Below are 18,214 nucleotides of genomic sequence, written 5' to 3'. Positions count from 1 at the left end.
CCCAGAACTGTCGCCCGCGCAAGTCGGCGGTACGCAAAGCGCGGGCGAAGGCCGCAAAACGACCTTCGCCAATCCCCGGTCAACCAGCGCCGATTGGCTCGAGCTTGCCCAGAAGGTCATCGACCTCCTGCCGCTTGGTAAGCTTGTCGATCCAGTTCTGCGGCAAGCCGTTGTCCGTATCGACGCCATACAACGCGGCCAGAATGGCACCGACCATGATCGACCGGCCCGCATTGTCACCGCCAACAGAGATATTCATCCGAACTCCGTCCACGTAGCTGTTGCAGTTCGCAATCAGATGAATGGTCTGCGGCAGCCCATAGGGCATGTGACAGCTTGGCCCGAAGTACCACCCGATTTCCCTGTGGGGCTTGTCCAGCAACGAAAGGGCCTCGTTGATCGCATCCGAGATCTCCTTGTTGAGATCTTCGTTCGCACTGGCGCTCGCCTGGGTTTTCGCCGCCGCGATAACGGCGTCCTTGTCCTGCGTCTCGATCGCGGCTCTCAGCATTGCAGCATATACTTTTGCGTAGATAACCGCCTTGTCATTGTGGTTCGTGATCCGAACGGCCAGTTCGACCATCTCGTCGTAATCCTCTTTGTCGCGATAGAGCGCAACAATCGGTGGCAACTTTGCGATGGCGGGGAACTGGTCATCACCGATATCTCCGCACAGGTCCTTTTCGCAATTGCGCACGGTGTGGAACATGTTGCGGCAGTAGTCGATCTTCATCTGGTCTTTTTTGGGGTCTCTTTTGTAGTCGCTCTTGCGGAGGACCCAACCGTCGAGAACTTCCAGATTGTAATCGACGCTCTTCGTATCGTCGTAGAACTTGAAGGAGACCCGGACTTCATCGTCCAGGACGTCCTTTTCGCTTTCGGTCAGACCATTGTCGAAGCTTCTCGCCTGAAGGTAGGCATCGCGGTTGCGCTTCTCCAGATTGTACAGCACGCGTCCAGTCGGACGGTCGATATACCCCACCCAGGGGCCACCCGGGCCGAAGAAGCTTTTGAATTCCTGCTCGTACTCGGTCTGGATGAGTTTTCCGTCATTCTTGGCCAGTGCCTTAATGATGACCAGCAACTGCTCACCATATTGCGTCATGTCGCCGGGTTTCTTGCCGGCATGAACGAAAGTCGATTCAAGTTCGGCGCTGCGCGTATAGGCTGAAGAGGACGCCGTCGGGTCGAAGAATTCGGGCGTATCGGCACCCAGTTTCTGAATCTTTTCCTGATCGTACATCCAATGAAAGCCCATTGCCGCCGCATCCGCGACCAGGCCGCCCAAACAAACCGTTTTTACAGTGTTCATGAGTTTACCTTTCTCTATTTGCACTTTGTTCACGTCGCCCGCACCCCACGACAGGATTCAACGTCGCCGAAGTAAGAAATTGCTAGCCGGCCGCACGTCATCACGCCGGATCAGACGAGGCTTCGCGACCTATTGCTTGTCGGACCGCTTTTCGAGACGCGCGAAGATGCGGCTGAGCCCGAAACAGACGACGAAGTAGAACGCCGCGGTCGTGATCCAGGCTTCGAAGATCATCCGCGACGAGGCCACCAGTTCGACCGTTTTGTAGGTCAGTTCCTGAACCGAGATCAGCGACAGGATGGCGCTGTCCTTGATCAGTGAGATGAATTGGTTGGCCAATGGCGGGACAACTTTCTTCATCGCCTGTGGCAGGACGATGTAGCGAAGTTCCTGACCATGGCTCATCCCGATCGAGCGGGCCGCTTCGCGCTGCCCCTTGGGAATTGACTGGATGCCCGCTCGGATGATCTCGCCGACGAAGGCGCTTTCGAACAGTGCCAGCACGATGACGCCCGAGATCAACGACGGGAAGCGACGCATTTCGCCGAAGAAGAATTCCCATACGGCGTTGTTGTCCTGCCGCGCGATGCCGCGCGCCCATCTTTCGAGGTTCAGGAAATCGATCAACTGCTGCGACAGGAAAAAGAAGAAGATGAAGATGACGACGACAGGCGGAATGTTGCGCAGAAATTCAAGATAGGTGCGCGCCAGCATCCGGATCGTCAGGTTCGAAGAACAGCGTGCAATGCCCAGGATCGTGCCGAGGATCAGCGCCAGAACTGAGGCATAGATCGAAATGCGAATCGTCGCGGCCAAACCCTGAAGGAGGATGTTGGCGAAGTATTCTTCGCGCGTCGTGTGCCATCCCAGAATGTAGTTGGGAATCAGGTGCCAGCGCCACGAATAGTTCAGCGTGCCTTCGATGGTGAACCAGATATACCCGAAAAATGCCATCAGGACACCAAGGATCACCCAGTCGGGCCATCTGAATTTCTGAAAAAAACGGAACACGATGCGGGCCTGCCTGACGGGATAGGGGAAGGGGCAGCGATGCCGCCCCTTCGCGTGATTTGGTTACTGCGCGACCTGGTCGGACCAGTCGTCACCCACGAACCAGTAGTCGTGACGCTCTTCCAGCCAGCCGGAGCGCCATTGCTGTGCGATCCAGTTGTTGAAGAAGTTCAGTGCGTCCGGGTCACCTCTGCGAAGCGCAAAGCCCTCGCCGCGGGCGTCAAACAGCTGGTCGCCCATGACGTAAACCACGCCGGGGTTGCGCGCGGCGTCCTGGTCCGGGCCGGGCTGCGCCGACATGCTGGCGTGGGCGTTGCCGTTCAGCACCTCTTGGGTTGATGCGCCATCTTCGTCGAACAGAAGCAGTTGGGCTTCGGGGAATTTCTCTGCGATTACAGCCGCCGGTGTTGCGCCGCGGCGTGCGGCGAATGTCACGTCCGGAGAGTTCATGTCTTCCAACGACATGCCTTCCGTCAACTCAGTATTGGCAAGGACTGCCAGGCCCGAAAAGGCGTAGGGATCGCTGAAGTTAACCGACAGGTTCCGCTGAGCGGTCACGGACATGCCGGAGATGATAACGTCGAAATTGCCAGCCAGAAGCGAAGGGATGATGCCATCCCAGGCGGTCGGCACGAATTCCACTTCGACGCCCATGTCTTCTGCCAATTGGCGGCCCACGTCGAGTTCAAATCCGATGAGTTCGCCGTTCACGTCGCGCATGGACCACGGCACGAAGAGTGAAAGGCCAATGCGGATCACACCCTCTTCCTGGATTTGGGTGATGACACTTTCTGCGGTCAGCGCCTGCGACGCGCTTTGTGCCGCTGCGGGCAGGGCTATGCCTGCCGCCATGGCCGCGCCAATGGCGGCCCCGAACAGTCTGCGTGTAATTCTCATGTCTTGTCTCCTTGTTGGAACTCTAGGGCCTCGGTGTTTTTTTATTGGTCTACGATGTATCTTCGTTCGAGATAGCTGACGCCGAAGGACAGGATCAGCGTGACCACCATGTAGACAATGGCCACCGTGAACCAGATTTCGAAACTCATGAACGTGTCAGAAATGATGTTGCGCCCGACCGTAGTCAGTTCCGCCACTGCGATGACGCTGACGATAGCCGAGCTTTTTATCAGATGCACCGCCTCGCCCGTCATCGGGGGCAGCATGAAGCGGATCGATTGCGGCAGGATGATGTAGCGATAGATCTGGCCGGTACTCATCCCGATGGATTTCGCAGCCTCCCACTGGCCTTTGTCCACGGCGTTGATGCCGGCACGAAATATCTCGGAAATCAGGGCAGAATGGAACACAGCCAAGGTCAGGATCGAGGCCGAATAGCGGTCAAATCCGAAGATCGGGCCAAGCACGTAATAGAAGAGGTACAGCAGTACCAAAAGCGGGATGTTGCGAATCAGCTCCAGAAAGCCGATCGACACCGCCGTGCCCATGACCAGCCCCGATAGTCGCAGAAGAGCGACCAGCAGGCCAAGTGCGACGGCCAGCGCGAAGGCCGTAGCCGACAATTGAATGGTGGCAAAGAGACCGTGAAATATCTCACCTAGCTGAAAGCCCTCATCTGTAAAACTGTACAAAAACTGGGGAACCCGGTGCCACTGCCAGCTATAGCCCATGTTCTGCGCACCGGAGAACGAGCCGTAGACAATCAGCAGCATCACCGCAACATAGATTGCGACCGACACCGCCGTGGACCCGAGAAACCGTTGGAACGGTGGTAGTTGCGGCAGCGGTTGGCCTCTCAGGCTGGACAAATCTGGTACGCTCATCACCTAATGATCCAGAATCTGGTCAAGGAACAGGCGGCAGCGTTCGCTGGACGGCTTGGTGAAAAACGTGTCGGGGGGCGAAACCTCGACGATCTCTCCCGCTTCCATGAACACCATCGTGTCGGCCACCTTGCGGGCAAAGCCCATTTCATGCGTCACCACGACCATGGTCATGCCCGAATGCGCCAGCTCGACCATGACGTCTAGCACCTCGTTGATCATCTCCGGGTCCAGTGCAGAAGTCGGCTCATCGAACAGCATGATCCGCGTCTCCATGCAAAGCGACCGGGCTATGGCGACGCGCTGCTGCTGGCCGCCCGACAGAGCCGACGGATACTTGTCGGCCTGTTCGGGGATATGGACACGGTCCAGATATTTGCGGGCGGTTTCCTCGGCCTGGGCGCGGCTCAGCCGACGCACCTTCATCGGGCCGATCATCAGGTTTTCCAGAACCGTCAGATGCGGAAACAGGTTGAACTGCTGGAATACCATCCCGACCTCTTGCCGAAGCCCGCGCATCAGCTTGGAGTTCTCGTGGACTTCGACGCCGTCGATGACCAGTTCACCGGAATTGTGCCATTCCAGCCCGTTGAAACACCGGATAAGCGTGGACTTGCCAGACCCCGAAGGCCCGCAAATCACTATTTTCTCACCCTGACGGACGGTCAGGTTTACGTCTTTTAAAGCGTGGAAAGACCCGTAGAACTTGTCAAGATGAGTAGCCTCTATTATCGGGCTTCCTTTGGTCATCGTGCGGGTCCGATCAGCTGAACGTAGACGAACAGCGGCCGACTGCGAAGCAGGTCACAGGTCAGGGCACGAAATCGGTCCTTCCCTATGCCGGTCGGCGCGGTCACTTCCGATCCTGTCCCGTTGCCCAGCTTCGCCAATTCTTCGGCTCCTGATTTTGTTGTGCGTCGTTGAATTATGTTGCGCGCCACGCAATAATTCGTCAATAAAAAATATAGACCAAATTAACATTGAGGCCGCAGCGCACATTTTTTGAGCGCAGAAACGGGAGGGTGCGACCATGTCCGCCTGGATTAGAATGCTTTCGGATGACGAGGCCGACGAGCCTCTGAAAACGGCCCTCGACTTCGCCAGGACGCCGCATGGCACCGTGGACAACGTGATGCGTGTGCATTCCCTGCGCCCCAGCACCATGAACGGCCATGTGGTCCTGTATCGCGCCTGCCTGCATGACGACAGCAACACCGTGCCGATGTGGTTTCAGGAGGTAATCAGCTCCTATGTCTCGACGCTCAATGAGTGCCCCTATTCCTACGCCAATCACTGGACAAACGCCCGTCACCTGATCGGCGATGACGCCCGCGCCGACGCGATCGAGGCCGCGTTTCAGGCGCGTCGACCGGAGGATGCGTTCAACGGGGCCGAACTTTCCGCCTTGAACTATGCCGCCAAACTGACGCTGCATCCGGGCAAGATCGAAAGCGCGGATGTGGACAGCCTTCGCGACACAAACTGGAACGACGGAGAGATTCTGGAGATCAACCAGATCGTCGGATATTTCAACTATGCCAACAGGTTGCTCAACGGCCTTGGGGTTACGACCGAAGGCGATGTGGTCGGCTACTACAAGAAAGATTGAGGGGCGCGGCGCATGCAGACGGACCCCCCGGGCAAGCTGATCGACAGGGCCATCGGCGCGTCTCTGAAAGAGCTGCGCCGCCAACGGGGCCATTCTGCACGGTCCCTTGCCGATCTGTCGGGCGTCTCCGCCGCCATGATCAGCCGAATCGAAAACGGCCTCGTCTCTCCCTCGATTGGCACCCTCGCTGCATTGGCCGAAGCGCTGGAGGTGCCGGTCATCTCGCTCTTCCGCGAAGCCCGGACCGAGCATACCGATTTCACGCTGGTCCGCCACGGCGAAGGGCTGAAATCGACTCGAATCACGGATGACCACCAACACGAATACATCAACCTCGCCATCCATGCCCGCAAGGACCTGCGCTTTCAGGCTAGGCAGGTGACGCTACTGCGCCAAGGCGGTCCACCCCCTAGCTATGTCGGCCATGGCGTCGTCTTTGTACAGGTGATGGCCGGCGAGGCCGTCTATTGCTATGGGCAGCAGCACCTGATCCTGCGCGCGGGCGACAGCATCAGCGTGGACGCGGAACTCAACCACGGATTCGTAGAGGTTCTGACTCCGGAATTCACCTTCCTGACAGTTCAAGCCGAAAAACCGTGAGCCCCTGACATGGCACGCCCCGTCGACAATAATCTGACCGAGGGGGCGATTGCCGGCCACTTTCGCAGCCTCGCCATTCCCGGCGCTATGGGGATGCTGTTCAACACGCTCTACAATATCGTCGATATGTATTTCGCGGGTCTGCTGGGGACCAGCGCGCAGGCGGGTATCGCGCTCGGGTTTCAGGCGTTTCTCATTGCCATGTCGGTTGGCTTTGGCCTCGGGGCTGCCATGGGGGCGCTGGTGGGCAACGCGCTTGGTGCACGCGACCGACGGCAAGCACGGCGCACCATTGCGCAGGGTATTGTCTATGGTGTGACGGCGGCATGCCTGTTGGGGGTTGCGGGGCTTTGGTATGGCCCTCTGATCGTCCGGCTGGTGTCAGATTCCGGTCCCTATCAGGATGCAGGCATTCGCTATTTCCATATCCTGTCATTGGCGCTTCCCGGCTTTCTGGTGTCATTCGCATGCAATGGCGTGTTGCAGGCGCATGGCGACGGCCGATCAATGCTGCGCGCGTTGATGCTGGCCTTTGTTGCCAATATCGGCCTCAACCCGCTGTTCATCTACGGCATTCCCGGCCTTTGGGATGGCATCGGGTTCGACGGGCTGGCCGCCTCAACCGTGGTCAGCCAGACCGGGGTGATGTTGTTCATGCTGCGGAAGGTCTTTCGTCTGCGCGCCATGGCGCGGCTGAGGGCGCGCAATTTCCACCCCCGCGCCGACAGGTTCCGCGAAATCTCGTTCCAGACGCTGCCCACAGCCGTGTCGATGCTGATCCTGTCGCTGTCCGGTTTCGTCGTGCAATACGCGCTGAAAGGCTTTGGCGAACATGCGGTGGCCGGGTTTGGGCTCGGGATACGGCTGGAACAAATCCTTCTCCTGCCGATTTTCGGGGTGTCCGGCGCTCTGCTGCCCATTGCCTCTCAGAATTTCGGCGCCAAAGACTTTCAACGTGTGCGCGACGCACTGCGCTTTTGCTGGAAGATCGGCTTTATTATGACAGCCATCGCTGGGCCGGTCCTGTGGGTCTTTGGCGGCACCGTCCTGTCCTTCCTTACCGATGACCAGGAGGTGATCCGCGTGGGCGTCATTTACCTGCGAGTCAGCGGCGTCATTCTTCCGTTCTACATGATGCTGTTTTCCATCAACGGGCTGCTTCAGGCGCTCAAGCGCCCCTTGTCAACGGTCTGGATCAGCCTCTACCGTCAGGGATTCGGGGTGGCCTTTTTCATCTGGTTGTTCGTGGGGGTCTGGGGCTTCGACGAACGCGGCGTCTGGTTAGGCGTCGCCTGCGCCGTCATATCAGGTTTCGGCCTGTCGCTATGGATTGCAACCCGCGTCGCCCGTCAGGAAATGGATGGGCTGTTTCGCAGGTCGGCGGAGCCAGTGCAGGTGACTTAAACCGCCCCTGCCCCGTTCTGTTGTTCAGCCAGCAACCGGTTTCTTTCCTGTCAGCGGCACCGATTTCTTTCGGTGCCGCACCAGGTATTTCCAAGCTGACCGCAACAACTTGGCAATACCTGATCTGCAATCTTGTGTGAGCGGCTTTCAACCTTCCGCCTTTATGGCCCTGTCCAGCATCAGCCGAAACGCCTTTGCCCCGGCATCAAGCCCTAGGTCAATATGGGGCGTTGCAGGGGTCTTCATGCCCTTGTGGACCTCTTCCAGAACCTCCTTGTCCTCCAGGAAGGCCATCCTGGCCCCGTCATTCATGTATTCAGAGATTGCCTCATCCCCGGCGTGATCATTGCGGTGCTGGAACCAGAAATAGCGGGTCCGGTCCTCATCTATGGGGGTCATGAAATTGTAGGAGATGTTAACGAAGGTTTGATCCACCTGCGGCTTGTCATAGCCCCCGGTTCCAACGGGCGTGTAAATCGACTTGTTCACCCCGATTGCGGGCATGCACATCTCGTAGTGCTGCAACCGGTCGCAATTGCCTTCGAAGCGCACCAGATTGGCGTAGTAGGGCGAAGGGGGCTTGCCCTCGATCCAGCGGGACACGACGACGCCATTGTCATGCCGGTCGATATTCAGCTGCTCGTCGTCCGTGCCGGCCCCTGCAAAGGAACTGACATGCACCCAGGCCACATGGCTGGGATCTAGCAGGTTGTCGCAGACCCAAAGGTAGTGGCAGTCGATATCAATGACGCCGCCGTCGGTCTTGCCCCATGTGGCGTCGTCGAAATTGGGAATCGGAAAAATAGTGTCGGGGTCTGCCAGTTCCGGGGCGCCCATCCAGATCCACAGGAACCGATAGCGGTCCACCACCGGGTAGGATTTCACCACCGCCCTGCGCGGGGTCATGCCGCGCTGTGTGGGACTGTCGGTGCATGTGCCGGTGCAGTCAAAGGTTAACCCGTGATAACCGCATTCCACCGTGTCCCCGATCAGGTTGCCCTTGGACAGCGGCAGCTTGCGGTGCGGACAGGCATTTTCCAGCGCCACAGGGCTTCCGTCTTCCTTGCGATAGAATACAATGCGTTCGCCCAGAATGGTCTCGGCATTCAACTCGCGGGCCACATCCTTGCTCCAGGCGGCAACATACCAGCAGTTTTTCAGATACATGGGCGGCGTCCTTCCTTGGTGGTTGCGGCCCATCCTGCCGAAAAACGCAAGCTCACGCCATGGGGCAGAAGTAATGCCCCCATTAGACAGGCTAATCCGATGGCGAAACAGCGTCCGGCAGGTCCGGTTCAGACGCAACTTCGGACTTGATCCATGACATGAAGCTTTGGACCCTCGCGCGGTCCATCCGGTCGTGGCGCAGCACCAGCCAGTAAGAGAGCGGCGATTGGGTGATTTCGGGGGAAGGGCGCACCAGACGCCCATCCAACAACGCGTCGATCAACTACGGTTTGCGCCCAAGGGCGACGCCAAGTCCCTGAATGGCCGCCTGCACCACAATGTTCGACTGACCGAAACAGCGCGTTTTCGCAGGCTTCGGCAGGGTCAGCCCGCAGTTGCGGGCCCAAAAGTCCCATGTCGGCGCGGCAGAGAAACCCGACAGGCATACAACGGCCTCGAACGCGCGCAGGGCCGAGAAAGGGAGATTGATGATCATATAAGCCAACCTAATGAAACCTATTACGGGAATCGAATAGCAGCACGCACCAGTGATCAACTAGGCTGTATTTACGATCCGTCGATCTTTTGGTGTAGATCAGCATAGGAGCCTGCCAGATGCCGACCCCGTCCCCGGAAAAAGGCGCGCTCAACCTGTTGCGCAACTGCGCCCATGCGGTAGCGGGGGACAGGTTGCTTATTGCCTACGAGCAGCCTGAGTATGGCTATTTCGATGCCAAGGCCGTGGAGGTCGTGACCCACGCGGCAGAGAGCATCGGGCTGCGGGTGGACTCGATCGATGTTGGGTTCAACCCTGACAACCCGCATCTGCCCGCCGACCTGCTGGCGCGTATCGAGGCCGCCGACATCACCCTTTTCCTTGCCCGGCTCGGTGATCAGCTGCGCTTTACGGAGATGTCGCAAGGCAAGACAATCGTCGTGAGCTTCGCCCTGACGCGGGAACTGTTCGGGTCAGGTTTCGCCAATGGCCACCATGCAGCGTTTCTGGATTTGAAAACCGCCGTGAACGAGGCGCTCGACCGGGCCGATCATGTCCGCTTGACCTGCCCGGCCGGGACCGAGATCACCGGGCGGCCAGAGATGAACCTCACACCTGAGGGCGATACCAGCATCCTGCGCTTTCCCATGTCGGTCTTCACGCCGGTGCCCGCGCATTCCTTCACGGGGCGGGCAGCGATGACATTCCTTACCGGAACCGGATCGAAATACTACGACGACTATTCACCCGAATTCAGCGCACCGGTCTTCGCTTTGATGGAAAACGGCCGCCTGACCGGCTTCGAGGGCGATCCCAAGGACGTCGCCCGCGCCAATGCGCAATATGACCGGGTTTCGGGCATGTTCGGGATTGATCGGAATTTCGTTCATTCGTGGCACGCAGGAATCCACCCCGGCTGTGGCTACCCCTGGGACATGCGGCAGAATTACGAGCGATGGGGCGGCGCGGCCTTTGGCAACCCGCGCATCCTGCATTTCCACACCTGTGGTACCTATGCGCCGGGCGAGATCAGCTGGAATATCATCGACCCCACGATCAAGGTCGATGGCGTGATGCTGTGGGAAGCGGGTGAGTTCCGGGCCGACCGCCTGCCCGGCGGGTCTACGATCCTCGCCCGCTATCCGGACGTTGCGGCGCTCTTCAATGAACCAGACCGCGATATCGGCCTGCGGGAGGTTGAATGAGGGGCTTGATTTTACCGTCAGGCACTGCATAACTTTCAATGATGGAGCCGGGATGAGGCGGCTCCATGGTGCGGAGCACCCCCGTCTCCGGCGCCGGCAATGACTGAGATGGCACCTCCAAAGGCCCCAGCACCGGCATAACTCATGGACCACCAACAATGACACAAGGTATTGTCACGCCCCTCACGCAGGCGCTTGCCGAGGGCAAGCTCACCCGGGAGGAGTTGAAATCCTTCATGCAACGAGCCGACGGCCCGGCACTGCGGCGGCTGGTGCTGTGGGTGCTGGTGCTGGCCGGAACTACAACGCTGATCACGCTTGCCTGGGACAGCTGGCTGATCTGGCCCGCCATGTTCGTGCAGGGCATCGTGCTGGTGCATCATTTCTCGTTGCAGCACGAATGCGTGCATTACACCGTGTTCCGCACCCGCAAACTCAACGATATCGTCGGGCAGATCTGCGGGCTGATCATCCTGCTGCCGCATCGTTTTTTCCGGTACGAGCATTGCGACCACCACACCTATACGCAGCTGAACGGACAAGACCCCGAGCAGATCCCGATGCCGAAGACCTATGGCGGATACCTACTGTATCTGTCGGCACTTCCCTACTGGAAGGCCAAGTTCACCGAGGTCGCCCGTCACGCAATGGGGCAGCTGTCAGACGTGGAAAAGGGCTTTATCCCGAAAGAGGAACACGCCGCAGTCTATTGGGACGCGCGGATGATGCTGGGGGTCTACACGCTGATCTTCCTTGCTATGGCCGTGAGCGGCTGGTGGGGGCTGATCTGGTACTGGATCATTCCGCTTTTCCTTGGCGAACCCGTGATGCGCTTCATCCGGATGACGGAACATGTGGGCCGCCCCACTGTGGCTCAGATGAGTGACAACACACGAACCAACCTCGTCTCGGCGCCGTGGCGTTTCTTGTGCTGGAACATGAATTATCACGCGGAACACCACTACGTGGCCTCGGTTCCCTACCACGCCCTGCCACGCCTGCACGAAAAACTGCGCGATCATATCCACGTGGAAAGGCGCGGCTATCTCGGCGCGCACCTCGACATTCTGCGCCAGATCCGCGAAGCGCGGGCATGAGCGGCAAGGACTGGCACGACGTGATCGCGTTGGCGGATTTGGAAAAGGCTTGGGTCACGCGAGTCCAGGTCGGGCGCCGTCTGATCGCTGTCTATGACAGCCCGAGCGGGGTCTATGCCTCGCTGGCGCTGTGCAATCATGGCGGCGCGGATCTTTGTGACGGGTATTTTGACGGCCATGTCATCGAATGCCCTCTGCATCAGGGCGCCTTCGACGTGCGCGACGGGCGGGCGGTGGCCGCGCCCGCGACAAGGTCAATGCGGGTGCTGGAGGTTCAGGTGCGAGACGGAATGGTACAGGTCAGGATCTGAGACGCTGCCTTGCAACAGTCCCAGCTGGCAGTGCTTGAAGCCCAATGCGAACCAGTCTCCACTGAAACGGTGAAACGCGAGAACACGCGGCGAACTCTGGGCGATTTCCTAACTTTCTGAATTTTATCGGTTCTGATCGAGAGAAGCGATGTCGAACTGAAAGTCGCTCTGCTCAGGTTCTGCAGGCTCTCGTGATAGCGGCGTTGTTGAAGGCGGCGTCAAGTTAATGTGTTCACAGACTGTGTGGAGTCAGTGTGTTCCCGTTTTGAAGAAAAGCCGTCATCGCGGTGAAAGTTAGGAGGGTGCCTATTCGGCACCCTCTTCTTCTTCGATCATCTTGGGATCAAATTCCCGCAGGACGATGCGACCTGCTGCGACGGGAACCAGATTGAGCTGGAGGGTAAATCCGCGCTCGTCTTTGTGGTCCCAAGCGGCCCCGATGCGGGTCCAGGGGGCCTTATCGCGCTCGGGAACATGATAGGCGATCAGGGCCGGTGCTTTTGCTTCCTGAGCTTGCTGTTTTTGGTTTGTGCGTTTCATAGGTCTTCTCCTTTTCAAGGTTTCTTCGTTTCAAGATGACCTGCACCGCACGTCAGGGCGTCAGAGGCGGTATGCACCGCGATAGCGGGGAACCGGCAACACGGGAGCGTAGCGAATGGAGCGGGCAGCCGGTTGCATGACGCCGCGCCCTGCGTAAGCGTCACTGGTCGTTGAAACGAAACCTTGGGAAGAGACGTGAAGACCGGTCGCACGAACCTTACAGCAGGAATTCGGAAGAACCACGGCCCTCGCAACGCCATGTCTTGATCCAAGCGAATGAAGGACTCGGCCCGCATTTACTCGCTCTTTTTTGGGTCAACAGAATCGAAGCTGAACACACGCTCTTGCTTTCATCCAGCGCCGCAGGAAGCCAAACCAGAGCGAATCTGATACCAAGTGACTCGGAGAGAAAGTTGTGAAGACTAAAAAAGAACTGATAACGGCAGATCGGGAAATGAGTATCTTCGTAAGTCGATCAAGGCTTGGGTCGAGAGAACTCGGCATTCGGTGGAGCTCTACTAAGTCTGGAATTCTGCAGACATGTCTATTGCTTGCAGTAATACTCAACCCAACGACCGCTGATGCCGTCACTGTTGATGAGGCTTTTGATATGACGGTTTCTGAGTATTCAGACGCAAGTCGAGATGATCAGGCTGATACAATAGGTATGAATTTGAATGCCATTCACAATTACTACACCAGCAATCAACTCAATGATCAGGCTCAATGTATGATGGATTTATACAAACCTGCAGTTGAGGGTGGCGCACCTGTTCTGATGCATCGTATTCTTGATGGCATTGATGCTGCTCGCAACGATCAAAAAGTCTCCAATGTTATTATCACGGTTGTCGAGAAGAATTGTGGCCAGCCTGCTTCTGAGGAGGCCTCTGAATAATTTGTTTGCGTGTGGATAATCCTAGCTGATTAGAGCAAACTGTACTGCCGTGCTTCCTGCTCACGGGCTTTCCATGACCGGCAAGAGGCGGCCTCGTCGAGCGCCTGCTCGACATAGGCAAGCGGCCCGCCGCCTTCGATGACTTCCCGCTCCGGCGCAAAGTGTGAGCGATAGCCGGTCTCGGTGATCGGCAGCATGGCGCGGGCGGGCTCGATGGTCTTGATCTCGATATGCGCCATGTGAAACTCATCGGGCTGACCGCTATGGAGCTTGGTCCAGCTTCGGCAGTAGCGGACTTCAATCAGGACACCGCGCCAATCCAGCGTGTGATGTTCATAATGTGCCATGATGCCCTGCTATGCTTTGATGTGACCGGCAGCCCGCGCCTCATCGGCATAGGCACACAAGGTCTTATCTGCGGTGAAATGAAGATCACGCTCGACCGGCAAGCCGAAACGGCCACGGACTGCCTCCAGTTCGCTGATGCAAACACTGCCAAGTTCGGGAGAGCCCATGCCGAGATCGCAGAGACCAAAGGCGATATCGGGACAGTTAGGATCAAGCTCGGTGAGCAGCCAGGTACAGGCGGCATCAGGCGTGAAGAGCTTTACGACCGGCATCAGGTCCGGCTCATCTAGCCCCTGCTCCTGCCGCTCAAGCCGCAGCTGGCCATTGCTCAAGAGCTGCTCGTGAATGGATTTGGTGAAGAGTTTCATTGGTATGTCTCCTGTTTGTTGTTTTCGAAAGGACGCGGGAGACACTCGGCGGGGGTATCAGGCGGGCCGGTCATGCCCAACACGGCCTCGCTGCAGCGAAGCAAAAGCGAGGTTGGTGCGGGCAGCGGCATTGACCGGTCGCCGTCCCCGCCGACACGCGGCCAGAACTTTCGAAAACGAATAGGAAGACGGACCAAAAGCGCTCACGCACCAAAGCGCGAGGGATGGATGCCGCAAGGCCAAGACCGCACCAAAAGCGGGCTTGGTTCACGACAGCCCGGTCCTGCATCGCCATAGGCTACGCTGGACGCGCCCCTACCGGATTCACCCGCAGAAAGTATCAGAATCTGATACTTTTCGAGTTCGGATCAGGATTCGTCCAGTGAATCATCTAAAAGCTGCTTTATATAGCCACTTATGGCGTCCAAGATGCTTTTAAAAGCAGATTTCTTGACAGCGGCTCTTACTGAGTGTATGCTTTAAAAAGCAGAAAAATAACGATAAGAGGCTTTAGAAAGCACATGGCAAGAAAGAATCTTCTCCTGGAAGCACCGCCCTATGAGGTCGAACAGGCCATCAAGCGGCTGGGTAAGAATCTGCGTACGGCGCGACTCCGCCGCAATCTGACCATCGAGCAGGTTGCCGAGAAGATCGGCACCGGCCCGCGCGCTGTTATGGACGCAGAAAAAGGCAAGCTCGCGACCGGCATGGCGGTCTATACCGCCCTGCTATGGAGCTACGATCTGTTGCGCCCGTTCAAGGAGCTTGCCGACCCGCTAACCGACAGCGAGGGCCTAGCTCTTGACCAACTAAGTGGCCGCGAGCGGGCACGCTCCGGCAAGGGGCTCGACAATGACTTCTAAGCCCGGCGCAAGCGAATGCTTTGTCTATATCATGCTGCCCGGAACGAACAGCTTCGTAACGGCGGGGCGTTTCGTGCTGGAACCGGACCGGACAGGTGTGCCGGTCGGTCGCTTCGTCTATGGCAAGAGCTATCTTGATAATCCCGATGCCGTACCGATCGATCCGATCGAACTCAAACTGACGGGCACGACCTACCAGACAACGGCCCTCAAGGGTGTATTCGGCGCGCTCCGCGATGCCGGACCCGATTATTGGGGACGGCGCGTTATTGAAAAACACGCGGGCCTGCCGCAGCTCGGCGAGATTGATTATTTGCTCTATGCGCCTGATGACCGTGCCGGAGCGCTCGGCTTTGGTCTGGGAGCAAAACCGCCCGCCCCGCAAAGAAAGTTCAACAAGACGGTGGGTCTGGAAAAGCTGATCGGGCTCGCCGATGCGATCATAGACGGCGAAGACGTTCCTGACGGCCCGGAAGCCGGACAGGTCGAAGACTTGATGTTGATCGGCACCTCAATGGGCGGTGCCCGTCCGAAGGCCGTCGTCGAAGATGATGAGGGCCTGTGGATCGCAAAATTCAACAGACCTGATGATAAATGGAACTATGCGCGCGTCGAGCACGCGATGCTGGAGCTCGCCCGTGCCTGCGGTCTCCAGACAGCACAAAGCCGCATCGTCAGCGTTGGTGATCGCGATGTTCTGCTGGTCAAGCGCTTTGACCGCGAGCGCACCGATCAAGGTTATCTGCGCGCCCGCATGATGAGCGGCCTGACGATCCTGCGCACGGAGGACACGCATCAGCATCGTGACCGCTGGTCCTATGTACTGCTTGCCGAAGAGCTGCGCCGCCTAAGCGCGCAGCCCAAGGATGACGCGCGCGAGCTATTTACGCGCATGGTCTTTAACGCGCTGATCTCGAATACTGACGATCACCCGCGCAACCATGCGGCGATTGCGAGAGAGAAGGACTGGCGGCTTTCACCGGCCTATGATCTGACGCCTTCGATGCCGATCAGCGAAGAACGGCGCGATCTTGCGATGACCTGCGGTGACTATGGCCGGTACGCGAATGCGGAGAACATGCTTTCGCAAGCTGCCCGCTTCCACCTCACCCCGGACGAAGCCACGGTGATTATCGACGGGATGGAAGAGCAGATCAAAGCCACATGGTATGAGACGGCCCGGCGGGAAGGTGTTCCTGAAGCGCACTGCGAAGCCATTAGCACAGCCTTCGCCTATCCGGGGTTTAGGCTGAAACCACAGGAAAGCTGATAGGTACTCACAGCAATGTTTGAAGAAAAAATTCCGCCGACCTTCTTGCAATACGCGACCAAGACACTCGGCGACACCAAGCGTGGCCTGACAGGCTCTGTCATTGTCGATGAAACTGCGGCCTACGCGGCAGAATATGATGTGCAACTGCCGCACCCCGTCTATCCGTTTGAGGCATCCAGCAAGCGCCAGGCCCTGCTTGAAAACCTGATGGCGTTCGATGGTCCGCAACAATACCGCATCATCAAAGAGTTGTGTGATCATAGCTCTTTTGCCCCCATCCCGAACAAGGACCGGCAAGAGCTCAAGATCAGGCTCACGACGAGGTTTCCGCAGTTTACAGGCGGCGCGCCCGCCTCCGACATCAACGAGACGCTGATTGAGGAAACACGGCACTGGCTCGACAATCACCCTGACGCGCTTGAGCAATATAACAGCGCCCTGCAAAAATACGAAGCGGGCATCTTCCACCGGAACCTGATCGATGATCTGCGGCTTGCGCTTGAACTCCTGCTCAAGGATTTGTTCGCCAACAATAAATCCCTTGAAAACCAGCTACCCGCTTTGGGCGGTTTTATCAAAGAGCGCGGCGGCTCGAAGGAGCTGTCGAACATGTTTGTGAAAATCCTCGACTACTACACGAAGTACCAGAACAACTCCGCAAAGCATGGATCGGCTGTCATCGAAGAAGAGATTGAGTTTGTGTTTGAGCTGAGCTCATCGATGATGAAACACCTCGTCAGATTGAGCGCGGAGGAAGCATGACAGAACGCTTCCTGCTCTATATCGATTTGCTTGGCTTCAGCGATATCGTTCATTCAAAGAGCGATTTGCTGCCCGATCTGTTCCGCATTCTTGATAAATCCAATGCCCACAAGCATGGAGACTTCAGCGTCATCCAGTTCTCGGACACGCTGCTAGTCTACAACGTACCGGAAGTGACGAGCGAGCACGACCGAAGCTACGTGGCGATGTATCTTTGTGAATTCGCCCAAGAAATCCAATACATGCTTCTCGGACGCGACGTCTATCTGCGCGGCCTCGTCACCTGCGGCCAGTTCGATGATATCGCCCGCAACACAATTAGACGCGACAAAAGGCGCTCCAAACCATAGCCATCCATTAAGGCTACATGCGTCTTCATGTCCGACATTGATATCTCATTGTCGAATTTAAAGTATTTCATCGGGATATGTAGGACCGATGCGTCGAACAATGGCCACGTTCGCGTTGCAAAGTCCCAAATGAACTTGGTGAGAGCGGCAAAATCCCTGACCGGGTCGTGTTCAAACGTATCGTCCACCAATTGAAGAAGCGATAGCATTCCCTTTTTATCCAGAGGAGTTGAAATGCTTCTTCGGGCTAAGACTTCGTCGTAGCACCGACGTTTTTTCCTTTCAAATCCGTCAAAAACTATTGGAGAAGACGCAAGGAACTTGTCGCAGTAGTGGGTTAGATGGCTCTGTCGCACCTCTTCGCCCTCCAAGACCACATTGGCTGGACCCAGAGCGTCTTTCGAGAATCTTTGAACGACCTTGGCGGCGACCTCCTGACCATCGAACCTCGCGACTCTAAGAGCGACCTTTGTTAGCGCGACATCAAACGGTTCGTCTTCCGTGTCTGACCTGAAACTTCTTAAGTATGCAATACTAAAGGATTTTTTCAGATCACGATAATGATGCGAGCTCAGATCACCCTCGATTGAAGAAAATCTCCTCAAGAGGCTGGCGCGAAAAACAGTGTACTCAGACGGCAAACAGCAACTCCAAATTTTTTTGATAGTCCAAGCTGCGACTACTGTGATCAAGCAAAATCTCGAGCTCCTCTTAACTTTATATCTGTCTGACGTCAGCGCCTATGGGTCCAAATAGCTGTATTTGCTAAGGGAGGGTTTGTTGCTCATCGTAGCCACTGAGGAGTGGACGATGAGAAAG

General features: G+C 57.3%; 22 protein-coding genes. 11 read left to right on the top strand and 11 right to left on the bottom strand.

The window, feature by feature from the left end; genetic code table 11:
- Positions 1 to 79 precede the first annotated feature (79 nt).
- From C8N45_RS16825 to C8N45_RS16805, 5 genes are all read right to left on the bottom strand, one after another.
- Positions 80 to 1,312, bottom strand: a complete 1,233-nt coding sequence (locus C8N45_RS16825; protein ID WP_108387429.1) for an ADP-ribosylglycohydrolase family protein — start codon at positions 1,310 to 1,312, stop codon at positions 80 to 82.
- A 129-nt stretch (positions 1,313 to 1,441) separates the two neighbouring features.
- Entirely contained in the window at positions 1,442 to 2,323 is an 882-nt protein-coding gene (locus C8N45_RS16820; RefSeq protein WP_108387428.1) for an amino acid ABC transporter permease, read from the bottom strand.
- A 63-nt stretch (positions 2,324 to 2,386) separates the two neighbouring features.
- Positions 2,387 to 3,220, bottom strand: a complete 834-nt coding sequence (locus C8N45_RS16815; RefSeq protein WP_108387427.1) for a transporter substrate-binding domain-containing protein — start codon at positions 3,218 to 3,220, stop codon at positions 2,387 to 2,389.
- Between the two features lie 41 nt (positions 3,221 to 3,261).
- On the bottom strand, positions 3,262 to 4,104 hold the full coding sequence (locus tag C8N45_RS16810; RefSeq protein ID WP_108387426.1) for an amino acid ABC transporter permease: 843 nt from the start codon (positions 4,102 to 4,104) through the stop codon (positions 3,262 to 3,264).
- A 3-nt stretch (positions 4,105 to 4,107) separates the two neighbouring features.
- Positions 4,108 to 4,854, bottom strand: a complete 747-nt coding sequence (locus C8N45_RS16805; RefSeq protein ID WP_108387425.1) for an amino acid ABC transporter ATP-binding protein — start codon at positions 4,852 to 4,854, stop codon at positions 4,108 to 4,110.
- Positions 4,855 to 5,134: 280 nt separating this feature from the next.
- Here C8N45_RS16805 and C8N45_RS16795 point away from each other — a divergent pair, with 280 nt between their 5' ends.
- From C8N45_RS16795 to C8N45_RS16785, 3 genes are read left to right on the top strand one after another with little or no spacing between them, the layout of a single operon-like run.
- Positions 5,135 to 5,713 (top strand): carboxymuconolactone decarboxylase family protein, encoded by a 579-nt coding sequence (locus tag C8N45_RS16795; protein ID WP_108387423.1) that lies wholly within the window; start codon positions 5,135 to 5,137, stop codon positions 5,711 to 5,713.
- Between the two features lie 12 nt (positions 5,714 to 5,725).
- Positions 5,726 to 6,313 (top strand): helix-turn-helix domain-containing protein, encoded by a 588-nt coding sequence (locus C8N45_RS16790; protein ID WP_108387422.1) that lies wholly within the window; start codon positions 5,726 to 5,728, stop codon positions 6,311 to 6,313.
- A 9-nt stretch (positions 6,314 to 6,322) separates the two neighbouring features.
- Positions 6,323 to 7,717 (top strand): MATE family efflux transporter, encoded by a 1,395-nt coding sequence (locus C8N45_RS16785; RefSeq protein ID WP_108387421.1) that lies wholly within the window; start codon positions 6,323 to 6,325, stop codon positions 7,715 to 7,717.
- Between the two features lie 147 nt (positions 7,718 to 7,864).
- On the opposite strand, the gene C8N45_RS16780 is transcribed toward C8N45_RS16785, so the two are convergent.
- From C8N45_RS16780 to C8N45_RS16770, 3 genes are all read right to left on the bottom strand, one after another.
- Positions 7,865 to 8,884 (bottom strand): aromatic ring-hydroxylating dioxygenase subunit alpha, encoded by a 1,020-nt coding sequence (locus C8N45_RS16780; protein WP_108387420.1) that lies wholly within the window; start codon positions 8,882 to 8,884, stop codon positions 7,865 to 7,867.
- A 91-nt stretch (positions 8,885 to 8,975) separates the two neighbouring features.
- Entirely contained in the window at positions 8,976 to 9,167 is a 192-nt protein-coding gene (locus C8N45_RS16775; RefSeq protein ID WP_108387419.1) for a hypothetical protein, read from the bottom strand.
- Positions 9,168 to 9,380, bottom strand: coding sequence for a hypothetical protein (locus C8N45_RS16770; RefSeq protein WP_108387418.1), 213 nt, complete (start codon positions 9,378 to 9,380; stop codon positions 9,168 to 9,170).
- Between the two features lie 119 nt (positions 9,381 to 9,499).
- Here C8N45_RS16770 and C8N45_RS16765 point away from each other — a divergent pair, with 119 nt between their 5' ends.
- The 3 genes from C8N45_RS16765 to C8N45_RS16755 all read left to right on the top strand — a co-directional run bounded on the left by C8N45_RS16765 (position 9,500) and on the right by C8N45_RS16755 (position 11,993).
- A complete protein-coding gene (locus C8N45_RS16765) occupies positions 9,500 to 10,585 on the top strand; it encodes a hypothetical protein (RefSeq protein WP_108387417.1) in 1,086 nt (361 codons plus the stop codon).
- A gap of 158 nt (positions 10,586 to 10,743) precedes the next feature.
- Positions 10,744 to 11,682, top strand: coding sequence for a fatty acid desaturase family protein (locus C8N45_RS16760; protein WP_108387416.1), 939 nt, complete (start codon positions 10,744 to 10,746; stop codon positions 11,680 to 11,682).
- Complete coding sequence (locus C8N45_RS16755) at positions 11,679 to 11,993, top strand: non-heme iron oxygenase ferredoxin subunit (RefSeq protein WP_108387415.1); 315 nt, start codon at positions 11,679 to 11,681, stop codon at positions 11,991 to 11,993. The genes C8N45_RS16760 and C8N45_RS16755 overlap by 4 nt, the downstream gene beginning before the upstream one ends.
- A gap of 306 nt (positions 11,994 to 12,299) precedes the next feature.
- Here the strand turns inward: C8N45_RS16755 and C8N45_RS16750 are convergent, their stop codons facing one another.
- On the bottom strand, positions 12,300 to 12,533 hold the full coding sequence (locus tag C8N45_RS16750) for a hypothetical protein (RefSeq protein WP_108387414.1): 234 nt from the start codon (positions 12,531 to 12,533) through the stop codon (positions 12,300 to 12,302).
- A 415-nt stretch (positions 12,534 to 12,948) separates the two neighbouring features.
- Here C8N45_RS16750 and C8N45_RS16745 point away from each other — a divergent pair, with 415 nt between their 5' ends.
- A complete protein-coding gene (locus tag C8N45_RS16745) occupies positions 12,949 to 13,431 on the top strand; it encodes a hypothetical protein (RefSeq protein WP_114427854.1) in 483 nt (160 codons plus the stop codon).
- 29 nt (positions 13,432 to 13,460) lie between these two features.
- On the opposite strand, the gene C8N45_RS16740 is transcribed toward C8N45_RS16745, so the two are convergent.
- Together C8N45_RS16740 and C8N45_RS16735 are read right to left on the bottom strand one after the other, a co-directional pair.
- The gene (locus tag C8N45_RS16740) at positions 13,461 to 13,778 is read right to left on the bottom strand and encodes a hypothetical protein (protein WP_245882714.1); all 318 of its coding nucleotides are present in this window, start codon (positions 13,776 to 13,778) and stop codon (positions 13,461 to 13,463) included.
- 9 nt (positions 13,779 to 13,787) lie between these two features.
- On the bottom strand, positions 13,788 to 14,147 hold the full coding sequence (locus C8N45_RS16735; RefSeq protein ID WP_108387412.1) for a DUF2958 domain-containing protein: 360 nt from the start codon (positions 14,145 to 14,147) through the stop codon (positions 13,788 to 13,790).
- Between the two features lie 521 nt (positions 14,148 to 14,668).
- On the opposite strand from C8N45_RS16735, the gene C8N45_RS16730 reads away from it, so the two are divergent.
- Genes C8N45_RS16730 through C8N45_RS16715 form a run of 4 tightly spaced genes read left to right on the top strand, consistent with a single transcriptional unit; the run spans position 14,669 to position 17,395 of the window.
- Positions 14,669 to 15,010: a helix-turn-helix domain-containing protein gene (locus C8N45_RS16730; RefSeq protein ID WP_108387411.1), complete on the top strand. Its 342-nt coding sequence runs from the start codon at positions 14,669 to 14,671 to the stop codon at positions 15,008 to 15,010.
- Entirely contained in the window at positions 15,000 to 16,280 is a 1,281-nt protein-coding gene (locus C8N45_RS16725) for a type II toxin-antitoxin system HipA family toxin (protein ID WP_108387410.1), read from the top strand. The genes C8N45_RS16730 and C8N45_RS16725 overlap by 11 nt, the downstream gene beginning before the upstream one ends.
- Positions 16,281 to 16,295: 15 nt before the next feature.
- Positions 16,296 to 17,045, top strand: coding sequence for a hypothetical protein (locus C8N45_RS16720; RefSeq protein WP_108387409.1), 750 nt, complete (start codon positions 16,296 to 16,298; stop codon positions 17,043 to 17,045).
- On the top strand, positions 17,042 to 17,395 hold the full coding sequence (locus tag C8N45_RS16715) for a hypothetical protein (RefSeq protein ID WP_108387408.1): 354 nt from the start codon (positions 17,042 to 17,044) through the stop codon (positions 17,393 to 17,395). The genes C8N45_RS16720 and C8N45_RS16715 overlap by 4 nt, the downstream gene beginning before the upstream one ends.
- The last annotated feature ends 819 nt before the right edge of the window (positions 17,396 to 18,214 follow it).

The organism is Yoonia sediminilitoris, from assembly GCF_003058085.1.
Lineage (GTDB): Bacteria > Pseudomonadota > Alphaproteobacteria > Rhodobacterales > Rhodobacteraceae > Yoonia > Yoonia sediminilitoris.
The sequence above is the reverse complement of the archived record's forward strand: the minus strand, read 5'-3'. Positions and strand labels throughout refer to the sequence as shown.

Excerpts from the sequence above, each read along its gene's own strand:
- C8N45_RS16805 (WP_108387425.1), bottom strand. The coding sequence starts at position 4,854 with ATGACCAAAGGAAGCCCGATAATAGAGGCTACTCATCTTGACAAGTTC.
- C8N45_RS16795 (WP_108387423.1), top strand. The coding sequence starts at position 5,135 with ATGTCCGCCTGGATTAGAATGCTTTCGGATGACGAGGCCGACGAGCCT.
- C8N45_RS16785 (WP_108387421.1), top strand. The coding sequence starts at position 6,323 with ATGGCACGCCCCGTCGACAATAATCTGACCGAGGGGGCGATTGCCGGC.
- C8N45_RS16755 (WP_108387415.1), top strand. The coding sequence starts at position 11,679 with ATGAGCGGCAAGGACTGGCACGACGTGATCGCGTTGGCGGATTTGGAA.
- C8N45_RS16740 (WP_245882714.1), bottom strand. The coding sequence starts at position 13,778 with ATGGCACATTATGAACATCACACGCTGGATTGGCGCGGTGTCCTGATT.
- C8N45_RS16735 (WP_108387412.1), bottom strand. The coding sequence starts at position 14,147 with ATGAAACTCTTCACCAAATCCATTCACGAGCAGCTCTTGAGCAATGGC.
- C8N45_RS16790 (WP_108387422.1), top strand. The coding sequence starts at position 5,726 with ATGCAGACGGACCCCCCGGGCAAGCTGATCGACAGGGCCATCGGCGCG.
- C8N45_RS16825 (WP_108387429.1), bottom strand. The coding sequence starts at position 1,312 with ATGAACACTGTAAAAACGGTTTGTTTGGGCGGCCTGGTCGCGGATGCG.
- C8N45_RS16730 (WP_108387411.1), top strand. The coding sequence starts at position 14,669 with ATGGCAAGAAAGAATCTTCTCCTGGAAGCACCGCCCTATGAGGTCGAA.
- C8N45_RS16760 (WP_108387416.1), top strand. The coding sequence starts at position 10,744 with ATGACACAAGGTATTGTCACGCCCCTCACGCAGGCGCTTGCCGAGGGC.
- C8N45_RS16715 (WP_108387408.1), top strand. The coding sequence starts at position 17,042 with ATGACAGAACGCTTCCTGCTCTATATCGATTTGCTTGGCTTCAGCGAT.
- C8N45_RS16780 (WP_108387420.1), bottom strand. The coding sequence starts at position 8,884 with ATGTATCTGAAAAACTGCTGGTATGTTGCCGCCTGGAGCAAGGATGTG.
- C8N45_RS16815 (WP_108387427.1), bottom strand. The coding sequence starts at position 3,220 with ATGAGAATTACACGCAGACTGTTCGGGGCCGCCATTGGCGCGGCCATG.
- C8N45_RS16770 (WP_108387418.1), bottom strand. The coding sequence starts at position 9,380 with ATGATCATCAATCTCCCTTTCTCGGCCCTGCGCGCGTTCGAGGCCGTT.
- C8N45_RS16810 (WP_108387426.1), bottom strand. The coding sequence starts at position 4,104 with ATGAGCGTACCAGATTTGTCCAGCCTGAGAGGCCAACCGCTGCCGCAA.
- C8N45_RS16765 (WP_108387417.1), top strand. The coding sequence starts at position 9,500 with ATGCCGACCCCGTCCCCGGAAAAAGGCGCGCTCAACCTGTTGCGCAAC.
- C8N45_RS16750 (WP_108387414.1), bottom strand. The coding sequence starts at position 12,533 with ATGAAACGCACAAACCAAAAACAGCAAGCTCAGGAAGCAAAAGCACCG.
- C8N45_RS16720 (WP_108387409.1), top strand. The coding sequence starts at position 16,296 with ATGTTTGAAGAAAAAATTCCGCCGACCTTCTTGCAATACGCGACCAAG.
- C8N45_RS16725 (WP_108387410.1), top strand. The coding sequence starts at position 15,000 with ATGACTTCTAAGCCCGGCGCAAGCGAATGCTTTGTCTATATCATGCTG.